Annotated in this window: 17 protein-coding genes; 8 read left to right on the forward strand and 9 right to left on the reverse strand. The window is 30.9% G+C overall.

Translation table 11 applies throughout. From position 1 onward, the window contains the following. Entirely contained in the window at positions 1-816 is an 816-nt protein-coding gene (gene pyrF / locus OLM52_RS05260) for an orotidine-5'-phosphate decarboxylase (protein WP_264550092.1), read from the reverse strand. A 210-nt stretch (positions 817-1026) separates the two neighbouring features. Between pyrF and OLM52_RS05265 the strand changes: the two genes are divergently transcribed. Genes OLM52_RS05265 through OLM52_RS05285 form a run of 5 tightly spaced genes read left to right on the forward strand, consistent with a single transcriptional unit; the run spans position 1027 to position 2858 of the window. Then, on the forward strand, positions 1027-1179 hold the full coding sequence (locus tag OLM52_RS05265) for a lmo0937 family membrane protein (protein WP_264550093.1): 153 nt from the start codon (positions 1027-1029) through the stop codon (positions 1177-1179). Between the two features lie 18 nt (positions 1180-1197). Then, positions 1198-1467 carry a YtxH domain-containing protein gene (locus OLM52_RS05270; protein ID WP_264550094.1) on the forward strand — a complete coding sequence of 90 codons (270 nt, stop codon included), beginning with the start codon at positions 1198-1200 and terminating at the stop codon, positions 1465-1467. Positions 1468-1480: 13 nt separating this feature from the next. After that, on the forward strand, positions 1481-1855 hold the full coding sequence (locus tag OLM52_RS05275) for a hypothetical protein (protein WP_264550095.1): 375 nt from the start codon (positions 1481-1483) through the stop codon (positions 1853-1855). A 10-nt stretch (positions 1856-1865) separates the two neighbouring features. Beyond that, positions 1866-2195, forward strand: coding sequence for a hypothetical protein (locus tag OLM52_RS05280; RefSeq protein WP_264550096.1), 330 nt, complete (start codon positions 1866-1868; stop codon positions 2193-2195). Positions 2196-2204: 9 nt separating this feature from the next. Next, on the forward strand, positions 2205-2858 hold the full coding sequence (locus tag OLM52_RS05285) for a DUF6565 domain-containing protein (RefSeq protein WP_264550097.1): 654 nt from the start codon (positions 2205-2207) through the stop codon (positions 2856-2858). An 82-nt stretch (positions 2859-2940) separates the two neighbouring features. Here the strand turns inward: OLM52_RS05285 and yajC are convergent, their stop codons facing one another. The 4 genes from yajC to OLM52_RS05305 all read right to left on the reverse strand — a co-directional run bounded on the left by yajC (position 2941) and on the right by OLM52_RS05305 (position 5833). Then, positions 2941-3210, reverse strand: a complete 270-nt coding sequence (gene yajC, locus OLM52_RS05290; RefSeq protein WP_264550098.1) for a preprotein translocase subunit YajC — start codon at positions 3208-3210, stop codon at positions 2941-2943. Positions 3211-3216: 6 nt separating this feature from the next. Beyond that, a complete protein-coding gene (locus OLM52_RS05295) occupies positions 3217-3693 on the reverse strand; it encodes a DUF1573 domain-containing protein (RefSeq protein WP_264550099.1) in 477 nt (158 codons plus the stop codon). Between the two features lie 11 nt (positions 3694-3704). Continuing rightward, positions 3705-4646 carry a transcription antitermination factor NusB gene (nusB, locus tag OLM52_RS05300; RefSeq protein ID WP_264550100.1) on the reverse strand — a complete coding sequence of 314 codons (942 nt, stop codon included), beginning with the start codon at positions 4644-4646 and terminating at the stop codon, positions 3705-3707. An 83-nt stretch (positions 4647-4729) separates the two neighbouring features. Then, the gene (locus OLM52_RS05305; protein ID WP_264550101.1) at positions 4730-5833 is read right to left on the reverse strand and encodes a Glu/Leu/Phe/Val family dehydrogenase; all 1104 of its coding nucleotides are present in this window, start codon (positions 5831-5833) and stop codon (positions 4730-4732) included. 193 nt (positions 5834-6026) lie between these two features. Here OLM52_RS05305 and OLM52_RS05310 point away from each other — a divergent pair, with 193 nt between their 5' ends. Both OLM52_RS05310 and OLM52_RS05315 read left to right on the forward strand, forming a co-directional pair. Next, complete coding sequence (locus OLM52_RS05310) at positions 6027-7793, forward strand: ABC transporter ATP-binding protein (protein WP_264550102.1); 1767 nt, start codon at positions 6027-6029, stop codon at positions 7791-7793. A 69-nt stretch (positions 7794-7862) separates the two neighbouring features. Continuing rightward, positions 7863-8237 carry a PUR family DNA/RNA-binding protein gene (locus OLM52_RS05315; RefSeq protein ID WP_262317676.1) on the forward strand — a complete coding sequence of 125 codons (375 nt, stop codon included), beginning with the start codon at positions 7863-7865 and terminating at the stop codon, positions 8235-8237. A gap of 44 nt (positions 8238-8281) precedes the next feature. Here OLM52_RS05315 and OLM52_RS05320 read toward each other — a convergent pair whose 3' ends face one another. From OLM52_RS05320 to OLM52_RS05335, 4 genes are all read right to left on the reverse strand, one after another. After that, entirely contained in the window at positions 8282-9133 is an 852-nt protein-coding gene (locus OLM52_RS05320) for a BadF/BadG/BcrA/BcrD ATPase family protein (RefSeq protein ID WP_264550103.1), read from the reverse strand. Positions 9134-9203: 70 nt separating this feature from the next. Further along, on the reverse strand, positions 9204-10214 hold the full coding sequence (gene gap / locus OLM52_RS05325; RefSeq protein ID WP_264550104.1) for a type I glyceraldehyde-3-phosphate dehydrogenase: 1011 nt from the start codon (positions 10212-10214) through the stop codon (positions 9204-9206). A 67-nt stretch (positions 10215-10281) separates the two neighbouring features. Then, positions 10282-11268, reverse strand: a complete 987-nt coding sequence (pfkA, locus tag OLM52_RS05330) for a 6-phosphofructokinase (protein WP_264550105.1) — start codon at positions 11266-11268, stop codon at positions 10282-10284. Positions 11269-11402: 134 nt separating this feature from the next. Continuing rightward, positions 11403-15845, reverse strand: a complete 4443-nt coding sequence (locus OLM52_RS05335; protein WP_264550106.1) for a translocation/assembly module TamB domain-containing protein — start codon at positions 15843-15845, stop codon at positions 11403-11405. 159 nt (positions 15846-16004) lie between these two features. Here OLM52_RS05335 and tsaD point away from each other — a divergent pair, with 159 nt between their 5' ends. Continuing rightward, positions 16005-17027: a tRNA (adenosine(37)-N6)-threonylcarbamoyltransferase complex transferase subunit TsaD gene (gene tsaD, locus OLM52_RS05340; protein WP_264550107.1), complete on the forward strand. Its 1023-nt coding sequence runs from the start codon at positions 16005-16007 to the stop codon at positions 17025-17027.

Raw genomic sequence — 17027 nt, forward strand, 5'->3', positions numbered from 1 at the left:
TTATCTAAGAATTTCAGCCATTTCTTGTTGCAATTTCAATGCTTCTTCTCTTGCTTTTTCTGCAAAATCTGTTCCGTTTGAAGCATAAATAATGCCTCGTGACGAATTGATTAAAAGTCCAACAGTATCACTCATTCCGTATTTACAAACTTCTGCTAAACTTCCGCCTTGAGCGCCAACACCAGGAACCAATAAAAAACTATGGGGTACAATTTTTCTAATTTCGGTAAAATATTCTGCTTTAGTAGCTCCAACAACATACATCAAATTTTCAGCATTTTTCCATGCTTTTGAGGTTTCTAAAACTACTTTGTACAATTCTTGACCTTCAGAATTATTTTTTGTTTGAAAATCAAAAGCGCCTTCGTTTGAAGTTAAAGCCAATAAAATCGTGTGCTTATTTTCAAAAGCCAAAAAAGGCTCAACCGAATCTTTTCCCATATAAGGTGCCACAGTAACCGAATCGAAGTTTAAATCTTCAAAAAAAGCTTTGGCATACATGCTTGAAGTATTACCAATATCGCCACGTTTTGCATCGGCAATTGTAAAAATTTCAGGATAATTTTCGTTGATATAAGTAATGGTTTTTTGTAACGATTGCCAACCTTTTATACCATAAGCTTCATAAAATGCAGTGTTTGGTTTGTAAGAAACACATAAATCATGAGTTGCATCTATAATTGCTTTGTTGAATTCAAAAATTGGATCTTCGGTTTGTAATAAATGTTGTGGAATTTTGGTCAAATCGACATCTAAGCCAATACAAAGAAAAGATTTTTTTGAATGAATCTGAGCCGTTAATTGTTGTGTTGTCAAAACTGTTTTAAGTTTAAAGTTAGTTGTTTGGCAAATTTAGTTTAAAGTTTTGGAAAGTCAAAGCCTAGTTTTTTTATTAAAAGTGGGAAATATATAACATTTAAGCCTTGTAATGTAACACAAAATGATTCAATACATTACACCTTTGTAATAATTAAAATAGGTTGAATAACTTAACTTATCCGAGAAGTAACTTTAAATTATAAATATATGTCAAATTTATTATACACCATAGCGATAGTGCTTGTTATTCTTTGGGCATTGGGATTTTTTGTCTATAGTGTGGGCTCAATTATCCATATTTTATTAGTAATAGCAGTAATTGCCATTCTATTTAGATTAATCAAAGGAAGAGAAATATAAATCAATAAAAATAATAATATGAAAAATTCAGATGTTGTTGTAGGCGTATTAGGTGGACTAGCTGTTGGCGCTTTATTAGGCATTTTGTTTGCCCCAGATAAAGGAAGTAATACAAGAAGAAAAATTGCTCAAAAAGGAACCGATTTAAAGGATAATTTACAAGGTAATTTTAATGATTTTGTTGCTTCTATAGAGGATCAATATTCAAGTTTTGCATCAAGTGCAGAAGATGCTATTGAAGAAGGAAAATCAAAATTAGAACGAATGAATAACGAAATTTCGAAATAAAAACGGAATAACAATGGAAAACATAGCCTCAAATGTAGAACTTCTTTATAAAAAAGCAGAACAGTATTCTAAAACTAGTTTAGAGCTACTAAAACTACATACTATTGAGAAAACTTCAGATGTGATTTCATCATTAACGGTAGTAATTTCAATTTCAATTATAGTAGGAATGTTTACTTTGTTTGTTAACATCGGAATTAGTTTTTTTATTGGTAATCTTTTAGGAAATAATGCTTTAGGCTTTTTTATTGTCTCTGGATTTTATTTCATCTTAGGAATTATAGTATTTATATTCCGAAAAAGTTTGATTAAAATACCTATCGATAACTTAATCGTTTCTAAGTTACTAAAAGAAAAAAAGCGGCTAAAAGAAACAGAGAAGCCTTAAAGATTTGAACATGAAAACACTAAAACAAACCGACATTCTTGACCAAAAAATTGCTGCGTTAAAAGCAAAACATGCCAATGAATTTCAAGAACTAAAAGCACAATACTTTGTTGTTCAGAAAAGTGTAACCGTTTTTAGTCTCGTAGAGCAAGGTGTTTCTGAGTTTTACAAAACAGCTACTAATAAAAATAATTTATTTACTACCATTACAAGTATTGTTGGTGGTTATTTATCTAACAAAATGGTAGTTGGAGATTCAAAAAATACATTTAAAAAAATTATTGGTTATGGCGTTCAATTTGCGGTAACCAAATTACTTTCAAAAATTACTAACAAATAATCAATCAAAATGAAAAATTTAAAATTTTTACTTATTGCCGTTTTATCGGTATTTACATTAATTTCTTGTAAAAACGAAAAAGAAACCTATGCTGAAAAAGCTGTAGCAGACTATGAAATGTTTGTAGACTCAATAAATAATGTTGCAGTTGCTGATTTAAAAACAGACTGGGATAGTATCGAAAATGATCATCAAAGAAGAAAATTAATAGCTGAAAATGCGCTATTAGAACTTGAGAATCGTGAAGAATACGAAGGAAAAATTGTAGTATCAAGTGATAAATATGAACTATATAAATCTAGCTATTTAGCACAACAACCAAAAACAGTAACAAAATCAGCCGTAAGAACAGCTCTTTTTGGATCTAATGATATGGGTGACGATATGAGTTTTAATTGGGTTAACAAAACCAATATTCTAAGTGTTTATGACAACTTTGTGTCTACTGTAGAAAAAAACAAAGATGCGTATTCAAGAGAAGATTGGGATGAAATCAAATTATTATATGAAGCATTAGATACAAGAAAAAATACGGTTGAAAATGAAGGTTTATCAAGTTCTGACAATAATAAAATTGCTGGTTTGAAAATCAAATTTGCTCCTATGTATACTTTAAATAGAATGGGTTCAAAAGCTGAAGAAAATTCAGAAGCAAAAGAATAGTTAATTATTGATTCAAAAAAAAGATGCCAAGCTAATTATTTAGTTTGGCATCTTTTATTATGTTTTGTAAGTAAATTTGATACTATTTTGCACCTAATTTAGCACTCAATTCAGATGAAATAGCTGACTTTTCCATTTTGATTTTTCCTGCCATAGTTTCTACTACGATAGTATCTTCATTCATTTCAGCAATTTTTCCATGAATGCCAGATTTAGTAATGATTTTATCTCCCACTTTTAAAGCTGCTTCAAATGCTTTTTCTTTTTTTGCTCTTTGTTGTTGCGGTCTTATCAATAAAAAATAAAACACGGCAATCATTAATACGATTTGTATTATTAAACTTGGTTCCATAATAAATTATTTGTTTGGTGCTGTACTTCCAGCCATTGGTGTTACGTTAGCTTTGATTTTGAACATTTCTTTACCATTTTCTGAGTTGGTCGTTAATGTTACCGTTTTTTCTTGTGCCCCTGGTTTGCCTTTTGAATCAAAAGATACTTTAATAGGTGCTGATTCTCCTGGCTTAATTGGATCTTTTGGTGGTTCAGGAACGGTACAACCACAACTTCCTTTTGCATCTACAATCAATAAATCACCTTCACCCGTATTGGTTACAATAAATTCTGTTTCAGCTACAGTTCCTTCTGCAATTGTTCCAAAATCATGAATTTCTTTGTCTAATTGAACTTTTGGTAATTTTCCAACTAATGCTTTTTCTGCTTCTATAGCTTTAATATCTGCATCTGTGATTTTATCTGCAGCACTTTCTTGTTTACAAGCTGTTGTTAATACAACTAATGAAAGGGCGAATAACCCAATTGATTTTCTCATCATCTATTTAAATTTTATAATAAACCTCTACCCGATTTTTTTAATTTGTTATCTTTTTCAAATTCTTTGACTAAATTGTCTAAAATTCCGTTGATAAAAATACTACTTTTTGGTGTAGAATACTCTTTTGCAATTTCTAAATATTCGTTAATTGTTACTTTTGCTGGAATAGATGGGAATTTTAATAATTCGCAAATAGCCATTTTAAGAATAATGGTGTCAATTTCTGCAATACGTTCTACATCCCAATTTGGTGTTTTATCAATATACTCTTTTGATAATTCTACTTCGTTTAAAACCGTTCTTCTAAATAAATTTTTTACAAATTCTTTATCGTCTTCGTCTTTGTAAACCTTTGGTAAAACTAAAGTATCATTAACCGATTTTAGTTGTTTAATTTGCTTTAAAATCAACGTATTGATTCCTGGTAAATCATCAACCCAAGTTAACTTATAATCTTCTAAATAATCATATAATTTGTCGCTTGGTGCGATTACTTCGGTAAATAAATCTGCCATGAAATATTTATCATCATCAAAACTACCTTCTGGTTTTTGCATGTAATCTTTATATAAGTTACTTGCTTTTATTGACTCAATTAAAAATAAAATAATATCGTCGTTATTTTTCCAGTTTTTGATTTTTCTATCGTCTAAAGCATTTTCTAAGGCTTCTGATTCAGATAAAAGAATCAAAACTTTATTTTGAATAAATTTTAAGCTTGGATTGCGTTCTTCTTTAGTAGCTAAATGTTTTTTTGAAGCCAAATCAATGTATTCTTCTTCTTTTTTCTTGATTTCGATCAGTGCCGAAAGCAATAATAAATACAAATCTTGTGTGTTTTCGATACTTTGAAACAAGAATTTTTCTTCTTTATCTAAATTATCTGATTGATGTTGGTGCATTGCATAAATACTTTGCATCACTTTTACTCGGATATGTCTTCTGTTTAACATACTAATTAAGAACTTTATAAAATTAAGAGAGCGAAAGAATAGCTCCTTTCGCTCTGCAAAAATACAATTTTATTTAAAACGAATTACTTGTTTAACCCATTTTTTGTATCATCAATACGTTTTTGTGCCATTGAAAATGCCGCTTGATGGGTTGTAATATTGTTATCATCTGCAAATTTGAAAATCTCTAATGCTGTATTATAGATGTTTTCTGTTTTTTGCATTACTTGCTCTCTTGACCAATTTACTAATTCAGAATATACATTGATAACACCACCCGCATTGATTAAGAAATCTGGAGCATACAAAATACCTCTTTCTTTCAAAATTTTTCCATGAACCGCTTCATTTGCCAATTGGTTGTTAGCCGCACCTGCAATAATTGAAGCTTTAATGTTGTGAATTGTGTTGTCGTTAATTGTTGCTCCTAAAGCACATGGTGCATAAACATCTACGTCAGCACTATACAAATCAGCACCAGTAAAAATCTTAGCGCCATATTTAGCTCCTATTTGATGTACTCTTTCTTCATTAATATCTGTAACGGTTACAATTGCACCACTTTCCGTTAAATGTTGAACCAACACCTCACCTACGTGACCAATTCCTTGTACCAATACTTTTTTACCTTCTAAATTATCTGAACCAAATTTATATTTAGCTGCTGCTTTCATACCTACGAAAACACCATAAGCTGTAACAGGAGAAGGATTTCCTGAACCACCTTTTTCTACAGAAATTCCAGCCACATGTTTTGTTACTTCTCTAACAATATCCATGTCTTTTGTTTCCATACCTACATCTTCTGCAGTGATATATTTACCTGATAATGAATCTACAAACTGTCCAAATTTTGTCATTAATTCAGGTGTTTTTTGCGTTTTTGCATCGCCAATAATTACGGCTTTACCGCCACCTAAATTTAAACCAGAAAGTGAATTTTTAAAAGACATTCCACGAGATAAACGTAGTACATCATTTAAAGCTTCCCATTCATTTGTGTAATTCCACATTCTTGTTCCACCTAAAGCGGGTCCTAAAACTGTGTTATGAATTCCAATAATTGCTTTTAAACCTGTATCTTTGTCGTTACAAAATACAACTTGTTCATGACCATCAAAAGAAACTTGACCAAAAACTGGGTCTACTTTATGAAGTTCACTTGCTTTTAATAAATCTGCTGTCATGTGATATGAATTGGGTTGAAAATTATTCAATATTTAATTACAATATTACGAATAATTTTAAAATGATTCAATAATTTATATTTATTTTAATAATTTAGCAATGAAATGTTGTAAAAAATTAGAATCCTTCATTATCAATACGTTAGCTTTTTAATGTAATAGATACGAAAATGTTACAACAACTAAAAATACTATGAAAGAATTACAATATTTAAACAAATACTTTATCAAATATAAATATCGCTTCTTACTTGGCTTATTTATAACTATAATCGCACAAATCTTTTCATTATTTACTCCAGAGCTTATTGGAAATTCAATAAAAGTAATTGAAGATTATGTAAAATCGTCAACAAAAGATGTTGAATTATTAAAAGTTTCATTACTAAAAAACATTTTTTACATCCTGATTACCACAATTATAGCTGGATTTTTCACTTTTTTAATGCGTCAAACATTGATTGTGATGTCGCGTTATGTGGAATTTGATTTAAAAAATGAAATTTTCAATCATTATCAAAATTTATCGCAAAGTTTCTACAAACGCAATCGCACAGGTGATTTAATGAACCGAATTAGTGAAGATGTTGGAAAAGTACGAATGTATGTAGGCCCAGCAGTAATGTACTCACTAAATACATTAATGCGATTTACTATTGTGGTAATTTACATGTATAATATTTCACCAAAACTAACTTTGTATTCTTTGCTTCCGCTTCCATTATTATCATACAGTATTTTTAAAATTAGTTCTGAAATTCATAAACGAAGTGGTGCTTTTCAACAAAATTTATCCAACTTATTTTCGTTTACTCAAGAAATTTTTTCGGGAATTCGTGTAATAAAAGCTTATGCGATTGAAACTAAAAAACAAGAAGAGTTTATTGATTTAACACAACAAAGCAAAACCAAAGCAATGGATTTAGCAAAAGTAAATTCGCTTTTTGGTCCGTTAATGATTTTGCTTATTGGATTGAGTAATTTAGTAGTGGTTTTTGTTGGTGGTTCAATGTACATGAATGGTGATCCTGAAATTGCAAGTATTGGTGTAATTGCTCAGTTTATTCTTTACATAAATATGTTGACTTGGCCAGTAGCATCATTAGGTTGGGTTTCTTCTTTAGTTCAAGAAGCTGAAGCATCTCAAAAACGGATCAATGAATTTTTAAAAGAAGAACCCGAAATTAAAAATACCACAACGGAACGCACAAAAGTAGCTGGAACAATAACCTTTGAAAATGTATCATTTACTTATGAAGATACAAATATTCAGGCTTTAAACAATATTTCATTCAGTATTGAAAAAGGAAAAACGTTGGCTATTTTAGGAAAAACAGGTTCCGGAAAATCAACCATTCTAACCTTGATTAGCAGATTATATGATACTACTAGTGGTCATATTTTGATGGACAACAAATCCATTAAAGAGGTAAATTTATACGATTTACGAAATCAGATTAGTGTAGTGCCACAAGATGCATTTTTGTTTTCAGATAGTATCAAAAACAATATTAAATTTGGCAATGAAAACGCCACAGATGAAGAAGTAATCGAAGCCGCTAAAAAAGCTGTAGTTCATGAAAATATCATCACATTTAATGAACAATATGAAACTGTTTTAGGTGAACGAGGCATAACGCTTTCAGGCGGGCAAAAACAACGGGTTTCAATTGCTCGTGCATTAATAAAAAATGCGCCTATTCTATTATTAGACGATTGCTTAAGTGCTGTAGATACCGAAACGGAAGAAACCATTCTAAACAATTTATTAGCTTATTGCAAAGATAAAACCACAATAATTGTAAGTCACAGAGTTTCTTCGGCTAAAAATGCAGATCAAATTATAATCCTTGAAGAAGGTAAAATAATTGAACAAGGCACTCACAATCAACTATTAGACAAAAACGGCTACTACAAACAATTGTATTTAAAACAACTTTCAGAAAAAGAAATCGATTAATTTTTTGTTTTATCCAATTTTTTTTTAGATTTTTGAATAGCTATAACTAATTAATTTGACAGTAGGATTATGAGAGAAAATGAAATGTTAGAAAAAGAAGAAATTTTTTCTAAGGTATTGCGTGCAGGAAGAAGAACTTATTTCTTTGATGTAAGGTCAACAAAAGCAGAAGATTACTACATTACAATTACAGAAAGTAAAAAATTTACAGAAGAAGATGGATCATACCATTTTAAAAAACACAAAATTTATTTATACAAAGAAGATTTTGCTGCTTTTAGAGAAATATTAGACGAGATGACAGATTTTGTTTTAGATCAAAAAGGTGAAGAAGTAATTTCTGAAAGACACCAAAAAGATTTCAAAAGAGAATCTTTTTCTGATGATGTCGAAGAAATAAAATCAGCAGAAAGTTTTACAAATATCGATTTTGACGATATTTAAGAGTAAAAAAAAGCCCATTATTAATGTAATGGGCTTTTTTATTGTTATTTATTCATGATATGATAAGCAATCAAACCATCAATTGGTCGACGCAAAACATTTCCAATTTGGATTCCATGTTTAGATAAAACTGCTGTTAATTCATCTTTCAAGTAAAAAGCAATTGAACCCACAAAATGCACGGGTACTTCTTTACAATTGTCAAATTGCTCAATGTAGTTTTCTACAAAACTTTCCATTTCTCTGTGAATGAATTTTTGACAGAATTCGGTGTCTTTGTGTTTGATTAAAAATTTTGCAAATGTTGCTAAATAAGCATTAGGATTAGGTTCTTTGTATAAATTATGCTTAATATAATCAGCATCAACATTGTACTCTTCTTCAAACTCAATAGCCAATTCCTTAGGCATTTTATTGAAATAATAACCTCTTAATAAATGACGTCCAAAACGATTTCCTGAGCAATCATCCATAGCAATATAACCTAATGATTGTACTTTTTGGTGCAACACTTTTCCATCAAAATAACTGCAATTTGAGCCCGTTCCTAAAATACAAACAATTGCTTCTGTATCTTTTGGCGTAGTTGCATATACAGCAGCATAGGTATCTTCATGAACAACAATTGCTGCATTTTTGAAATAGACTTGAAAAACATCAGAAAGAAAATTCTTCATTCTATCGGTTCCACAACCTGCACCATAAAAGAATAAGTGCGTTGCTTTGTCTTTATTGTGAGAAATATCAAATTTATCATCTAAACGATTGATGATTTCTTCTTTATCTAAAACTTCTGGATTTAAACCTAGAGTTTGTGTTGTGAATAATACTTTTCCGTCATCATCAATAGCAATCCAATCGGCTTTTGTAGATCCACTGTCAACTAATAATTTCATTTGGGTTTTGATTTGGTTAGGTAGCAAAAAATCCCGTTGAACAAGTCCAACGGGATTTTTTTGAAATATATTATTTTAAACCAGCTACGTGAACTGATAAATCGATTAATTTGCTTGAATATCCATATTCGTTATCATACCAAGAAACTAGTTTGAAAAAGGTAGAATTCAATCCAATTCCAGCTTTTGCATCAACTACAGAAGTTCTTGAATCTCCAACAAAATCTTGAGAAACCACATCGTCTTCTGTGAATCCTAAAATCCCTTTCATTTCGTTTTCAGAAGCTTTTTTCAAAACTGCCATAATTTCATCGTAAGAAGTTTCTTTAGCAACTTTAACTGTTAAATCAACTACAGAAACGTCAACTGTAGGAACACGGAATGACATACCAGTTAATTTACCATTCAACGCCGGAATTACTTTTCCAACCGCTTTTGCTGCTCCAGTTGAAGATGGAATGATATTTACACTTGCAGCACGACCACCTCTCCAATCTTTTCTTGAAGGACCATCTGCAGTTAATTGAGTAGCTGTTGTAGCGTGAACTGTAGTCATTAATCCTTCAACAATTCCGAAATTATCATTAATAACTTTTGCTAATGGTGCTAAACAGTTTGTAGTACAAGACGCATTAGAAACGATGGTATCTGTTGCTTTTGCTTCTGTGTGATTAACTCCCATAACAAACATTGGAGCATCTGCCGAAGGCGCTGAAATAACTACTTTTTTTGCACCACCATCAATGTGATATTGAGCCGTTTCTAAAGTTGTGAATATTCCTGTACATTCTGCAACCACATCCACATCTACATCTTTGTCGTCCCATTTAATTAGTTTTGGATCTCTTTCTGCAGTAACTCGGATAAATTTATCATTTACAAACAAATTTCCATCTTTAACCTCTACTTTTCCTGCAAAACGACCGTGTACTGAATCGTATTTTAATAAATAGGCTAAATGATCTACATCTAATAAATCATTAATAGCTACTACTTCTACATTATCTCTGTTAAATGTTTCTCTGAAAACAATTCTTCCAATTCTTCCGAATCCGTTAATTCCTAACTTTACTTTTGACATTTTTTTTGGCTTTAGGCTTTAAGCTTTATGCTTTGAGCGAATATTAATATTATATTGTTTTTTTATTTTATGTAGTCATTATATCTGAAACTCTCAATAATTCTTTATCAATTTCGGCATGACCCTTAATGGCTTGTTCTAATGGAGTTAAGGCAACTTTATCATTAAGAATTCCCACCATATAGTTTGATTTTCCTTCCAAAATAGATTCAACAGCTTTTACGCCTAATCTACTGGCTAAAACTCTATCATAACATGATGGCGAACCACCGCGTTGCATGTGTCCTAAAACCGATACTCGAATATCATATTCTGGAAAATTTTCTTCGATATAATCTTTCAATTCGAATACATTTTTTCCAATTTTATCGCCTTCTGCAATAACAACGATGCTTGAAGATTTTCCTGACGCTTTACTTTTTTGTAACGATTCTAAAAGACGATCTAATCCTAAATCTTCTTCCGGAATAAGTATTTCTTCTGCTCCAGCACCAATTCCAGCATTTAAAGCGATATGACCCGCATCTCTTCCCATTACTTCAACTAAAAATAAACGGTTGTGAGAACTGGCCGTATCACGAATTTTATCTATACAATCAACTACAGTATTTAAAGCCGTATCAAAACCTAAGGTATGGCTTGTTCCAAAAATATCGTTGTCAATTGTTCCAGGAATTCCCATTACTGGAAAGCCGTATTCATTATTAAAAACTTCTGCCCCTGTAAATGAACCATCACCTCCAATTACAACCAAGGCATCAACACCTGCTTCTACCAAATTATCGTATGCTTTTTTACGGCCTTCAGCGGTCATAAATTCTTTTGAACGAGCGGACTTTAAAATGGTTCCACCTTTGTTTACGATATTGTTTACAGAACGAGGTCCCATCTCTTTGAAATCACCTTCAATCATTCCTTGATATCCTCTGTAAATACCCAAACATTCGATATTGTGATAAGCACAAGTTCGAACAACAGATCGAATCGCTGCATTCATTCCAGGTGAATCTCCACCTGAAGTTAAAACACCTATTTTTTTAATCTTTGAAGTCATTTTATTGTTTGTTTATGTAAAGTTAATAAACGAAAATGTAAAACGAGAGCATTTTTGCTAACTATTTAATTATAGTAGCAAATTCAAACGTTTTCGTTAATAACTTTTTATTTTTCTTGCTAAAAATTGAAGAATTATTCTAATTCTGGAACTTTTAGAGGTTCCGTTTTTGGAGTCTCAACCTTTTTAGGTTTTCTGTCATTTATGTACTCTAAATATTCTGGTGGGAAATCTGAATCTGGTGCTTCATCATTTGAATTAGAGGTATCTGATTGGTCTTTTTTACGGGTAAATATTTTACGAATCATTTCTTTAAATGTATCAAACTCTACATTATAGGTTAGTCCTAAACCTTGAGTATAACCAATACCTTCTCCAATATAATTGATGTCATTTTCCCGATTAAATACGTGTGCATTCAATGTTCCATCATCATTTAGTTGCATCAAAATTTCTACATTTCCTACAATTACAGATTCAGTTACACCGCCTACAGGAACTCCAACTTTTCCATTGATTGATATTCTGTCATTAATTTGAGTACTCATGGTAACTCCAACCCTATCAGAAATTTCATTTAGTCGATCACCTTGATTGTAATCCACTCCAAGTTGTAACTTGCTATCTTCATCAGCAAACAAGCTATTGATTAACGAATTGGCTCTTTCAAATAACGGTCCATAAGCCGCATTTCCAGCCGTTTCTGAAGTCACGAATGACCCAGTTGCTAATAATGCAAAAGCTTGTGTTTGTCGGGCATCTTTATCTTGTAATTTATAATCAATTTCACTTTTTAAAACCGAACTTACATTTGGGAAATCGATATTAAAATCAGGTTCAGGATTGCTTAAATTACCGTTCAACAAAATAGAAACGTTGGTATCTACTTTTCTATTAAAAGAAGCGCTTTCTAGCAATACCGCAGGATTAGCAGTGGTTTTATAAGTAGCAACTAAATCTAAAACAGCATTCATTGGATCACCATCCCAGCGAATCGTACCTCCTTTTTCTACTTTAAACTTTTTATCAATTAAGCCGCCATACATAAAATTATATTCCCCTTCTTGTACAATAAAGTCACCTGTCATTTCAAATTTCCCTAACGTATTGATATTCATTTGCATAGATCCAACACCCGAACCTTTCATAGCATGACCAGATGATCGATCAAGAATAATTTCAATATTTGCATCTTGGTCGATGTCAAAATCGAATTCCAATTCTATTCCTTGATATTTGTTATTTTCTACAACTTTTCCTTGTTTTATTTTTTGATATTCCTCTACTGTCATAAACTTAATAAAGGAATTATCACCAATATCTTCGCTATCATTTACAGGGATTTTAATTGATGTTCCTTTTTCAGATTCACCTGCAACTTTTATATTTAAAGCATTTATACTCCCAGTAATACTAGCTTTACCTTTCATAAATGCTGTTCCATAATAAGGTGTGTCTTCACTATCCTCAGTATCTAATGCTAAAATATTGTTAGAATCTAAATGTAAATCTAATTGCCAATCACTAAATTTTTTATGGCGAATACTTCCGTCTAAAATACCTTTCGTGTCATATTTTGTATCCGAAACTTCAATTTTTCTGAAACTAAATTGATGTTCCGTAAGATCAATTATTGCATTTTTTTCAAAGGCATAATCAACGTTAAGATAGGGTACACGCATTCCTGCATCGTTCAAATACAACCTTCCATCAATTTCTGGATCAGATAATGTTCCTGCGATAGTGGCTCTTCCGGTAGCATTTCCTCTAACATCTGAAAGTACACTTCCTAATAATGGTCCAAAAGGTGCTAAATCGAATTTATCAAAACCCGCTTCTAATGCCAAACTTGATTGCTGTCCAACAAAATTTACTGCTCCGTCTAAATAGAAACGTTCATTTCCATCTTGTTTTAGCGTGGAAGCAATTTTAAATTGATTAAAATTTTCATTTCCTTCAATGTCAAAATTTAAATCACCTATTAAAATACGATTGATTTCAAGACTATCAATTGTAACACTTGATTGAGGATCATAAACATTTTTATCCTGTTTGTATTTCACATTTCCATTTAGTTTACCACCAAATGACAAGCTATCCAATGAAGGTGTTACTTTTTTTAAGTCTACATCATTAAATGTAAGTTGAAAATCTTTAAAAGTAGAATCGCGCATGGTTCCAAAAAAGTCCATTTTTTGGTTGTTGTGTGATAAACTGATTTTTTGAAAATCAAAGTTATTCATGAACTTATCAAACACAATTTTATTATCATTGCTTTCATTTTCGTTGATAAACCACGTATATTCTTTAAATTTAACTTCCGATTTTTTGAATCCTACCACTGATTGCTTGAGTTCATCAATTGTATGATATAAATTTAGATCATAACTATCCTGACTTTGATTGCCTCCTTTGAACTCTGAACGTACAAATAAAGTATCATTAAGTGTTAAGTTAATCAAGTTAAAATCTGCAATTTTATAGTTTTTATTTTTTATGGTATCAACTGAAATATAGGTATTATATAACGGATTTTTGTTGTCAATATCAATTTTTACATTTTGAATTTGATTTTCAAATGCTATAATATTTGGCGATGTAAAATCCAATTCAAATTTACCTTCATCAGCATTTATTTTACCCTTAAAGCGAGTATTTTCTGAAATTTTTACTTCTGGAATAAACACTTCAACAATTTTATCATAAATCGTAAAATCAAAATGTAAAAACTGATCTTTTCCTAACTTATTAGGCGAATAGTTTGCGTACAAACTTCCTAATGCATTTTCTACAATTTTACCGACTTCTTTTACTTTGTATTTTCCTATTACTTCACCACTGATAATGTCAGGTGAATTTACTGTTATTGTCCTTACATTCGTTGCATCAAATGTGGAGTTAATTTCAAAATCATCAAAGAAATAATAATCTTTACTGTTTTGATAAGAAACATCGTTAATTTCAAGTTTTCCCGCTAAATCATCTATTGAATTCCCTTTAGCTTTAAAATTAATATTTCCTTTAAAAATTGCTATTGAATCTTTTCTGTAAATGTTTAAAATATGTAAATCAGCATAATCAATTTGGGCTTTAAAATCATAATTATTTGCTTTGTCGCTCAAATCAATTACGCCATCAAAATCCATTTTTAAGTTAGGATCATTACTATTAAAATAGCCTTTATAGTAGGGCATTTTCATGCTACCATCAACCGTTACATTTTGATAACTATATCCATTATAATAAAACTTATTTATAGTTCCAACAATTGAAGTATTTAATAATTTTTGAGTAAATCCTTTTCCATCTACATCTAAATCAAGCGAAGTTTTACCTAAATCCTCTTGTGAAAGCAACGCTCCTAAATCAAAATTATCTAATTTAATATTTCCTTGATAAGAAGCATTATCAATATTATCAATGTTTTGAATCGCTAAATCGCCATCTACAATCCCTAATTTTGATAATAAATAAACATTTGCATTGATATATTTTTGAGTGAGTTCTACATCACCATTTAAATCAACACGACCAAGTTTAGCTAACACCGATGGCAAATTTTTACCTAAAACTCTTGGCATAATAGATTTTAAAGCATTGTAGTCTGAAGTAATTCTATCAAAACTACCTTTCATGTAGAATTCTTGGTCTCCTTTTCCAAAAAGATTTTGAAAATTAGCCTTACCAATAATTTCCGACTGATTCTTATCCGTTAATTTCAGATAATGAGTGGTAAAATTATTTAATGTTCCAATTAAATGCGTATCAACATAGAAAACATTATTTTTACCAAATTCATTATAAAAAAAGTTTAAATCATTTGAAGCAATTGCTGCTTTATCAAACTGAACATCAAAAACCACTTTATTATTAAAATCTGAAAAATCTTTTCGATCATATTTTAACTCAACCCTACCTTTCATTTCAGAATTTGGCGTATTCATTGCCAATTGTTCTAATAAAATATTTTTTTTGGTATAGGTAAAATCTGCCGTTAACTTTTTCACTTCTAAACCTCTGTGGTCTTTAAAAGTTAGTTGATCAATAAAAGTAGTAACATTGGCTCCTTTTATGAAAAAGTCCTCAATATTCGCATTAAGATTAGTGAAATCCAAAACTTTTGGCGATTTCAAGTTTTCATCAATATATCTAAAACGACTATTAAAAAGGGTCATTTTATTAGCTTTCATTCGGAATTTTCCTGAAGAAGGTGAACCATCATCAAAAGCTTCAATAAACTTATCTAAATTAGTGTAATCTTCATTTTTATAATTTACAATTCGCGCATCTAATCCATGCATCACCACATTTTTCAAATAAGGATGTCCAGGATTGTAAATCTTCTTAAAACTTAAAATTGAAGTATTTAGCTTTTTTATGTAGAACAAAGTGTCTTTATGATGGTCTAAAACAAGAACTTCTCCAAGTTTAACACTTCCAAAAGGAGTGATTGCAACTGTACCAATAGAAAGATTGGTTCCAAAAGATGTGTTGATCTCTTCAGTAGCATATTTACCCAAATAAGTTTGAACCGATGGCAACGACAAAAGCACACTCAATAAGAGCAGTAACAACAAAATTCCTAGTAAGGAACGAAATAGTATTTTTTTAAATTTTTTGATACGTTCTTTTGTTTTAAATTTGCAACAATTTAATCCTTTTGGGATTAACCCAACAAAAATAAGGATTTTTGTAGTATATTTTACTATATCTTTAATTCAAATTTCGTGCCTAAAATGTTAGATAAAAAAATATATACTTTAGCAATAGAAAGTTCGTGTGATGACACGTCTGCAGCCATACTTTGTAACGATGTTGTACTATCAAATATTGTAGCTCGACAAGCTATTCATGAAGAATATGGCGGTGTCGTTCCCGAATTAGCTTCGAGAGCCCATCAACAAAATATAGTTCCCGTAGTAGATGTTGCCATTAAAAAAGCTGGAATTACAAAAGAAGATTTAAATTGTATCGCATTTACACAAGGTCCAGGATTAATGGGTTCATTATTAGTTGGTGGTTCATTTGCTAAATCAATGAGCATGGCGTTGAACATTCCTTTGATTGCAATTAATCATATGAAAGCGCATATTTTGGCACATTTTATTACCGAAGAAGGTTATGATAAACCCACATTTCCGTTTTTAGCCTTGACTATTTCGGGCGGACACACCCAAATTGTAAAAGTGACGAGCTTTTTTGAAATGGAAATCATAGGTGAAACCACAGATGATGCCGTTGGAGAAGCATTTGATAAAAGTGCAAAAATTTTAGGACTTCCTTATCCAGGTGGCCCTTTAGTGGATAAATTTGCGCAAGAAGGCAACCCAAAAGCATTTCCGTTTACCAAACCAAAAGTTCCAGGATTGAACTTTAGTTTTAGTGGATTAAAAACCCAAATTTTGTATTTTATACAGAAAAATGTTGCGATAAATCCAAATTTTGTAGAAGAAAACAAAGCCGATATTTGTGCTTCTATTCAATATACGATTATTGAAATTTTGATGGACAAATTAAAATTAGCCGTTGCAGAAACTGGCATTAAGCAAATTGCAATTGGTGGTGGCGTTTCTGCAAATTCTGGAATTAGAACTACCTTAAAAGAAGCTGAAAAAAAATACGGCTGGAAAACGTATATTCCTAAATTTGAATACACAACAGATAACGCTGCAATGATTGGAATTGTAGGCTATTATAATTTTCTAGAAGAAAATTTTAGCGATGCTGATGTGGTTTCTAAAGCACGAATTGAATTTTAA

Source organism: Flavobacterium sp. N2820, from assembly GCF_025947285.1.
Taxonomy (GTDB): domain Bacteria; phylum Bacteroidota; class Bacteroidia; order Flavobacteriales; family Flavobacteriaceae; genus Flavobacterium.

Coding starts and splice junctions, on each gene's coding strand:
- OLM52_RS05265 (WP_264550093.1), top strand. CDS start 1,027: ATGTCAAATTTATTATACACCATAGCGATAGTGCTTGTTATTCTTTGG.
- OLM52_RS05280 (WP_264550096.1), top strand. CDS start 1,866: ATGAAAACACTAAAACAAACCGACATTCTTGACCAAAAAATTGCTGCG.
- OLM52_RS05270 (WP_264550094.1), top strand. CDS start 1,198: ATGAAAAATTCAGATGTTGTTGTAGGCGTATTAGGTGGACTAGCTGTT.
- OLM52_RS05285 (WP_264550097.1), top strand. CDS start 2,205: ATGAAAAATTTAAAATTTTTACTTATTGCCGTTTTATCGGTATTTACA.
- OLM52_RS05305 (WP_264550101.1), bottom strand. CDS start 5,833: ATGACAGCAGATTTATTAAAAGCAAGTGAACTTCATAAAGTAGACCCA.
- tsaD (WP_264550107.1), top strand. CDS start 16,005: ATGTTAGATAAAAAAATATATACTTTAGCAATAGAAAGTTCGTGTGAT.
- OLM52_RS05320 (WP_264550103.1), bottom strand. CDS start 9,133: ATGAAATTATTAGTTGACAGTGGATCTACAAAAGCCGATTGGATTGCT.
- gap (WP_264550104.1), bottom strand. CDS start 10,214: ATGTCAAAAGTAAAGTTAGGAATTAACGGATTCGGAAGAATTGGAAGA.
- OLM52_RS05310 (WP_264550102.1), top strand. CDS start 6,027: ATGAAAGAATTACAATATTTAAACAAATACTTTATCAAATATAAATAT.
- nusB (WP_264550100.1), bottom strand. CDS start 4,646: ATGTTAAACAGAAGACATATCCGAGTAAAAGTGATGCAAAGTATTTAT.
- OLM52_RS05295 (WP_264550099.1), bottom strand. CDS start 3,693: ATGATGAGAAAATCAATTGGGTTATTCGCCCTTTCATTAGTTGTATTA.
- OLM52_RS05315 (WP_262317676.1), top strand. CDS start 7,863: ATGAGAGAAAATGAAATGTTAGAAAAAGAAGAAATTTTTTCTAAGGTA.
- pfkA (WP_264550105.1), bottom strand. CDS start 11,268: ATGACTTCAAAGATTAAAAAAATAGGTGTTTTAACTTCAGGTGGAGAT.
- OLM52_RS05275 (WP_264550095.1), top strand. CDS start 1,481: ATGGAAAACATAGCCTCAAATGTAGAACTTCTTTATAAAAAAGCAGAA.
- yajC (WP_264550098.1), bottom strand. CDS start 3,210: ATGGAACCAAGTTTAATAATACAAATCGTATTAATGATTGCCGTGTTT.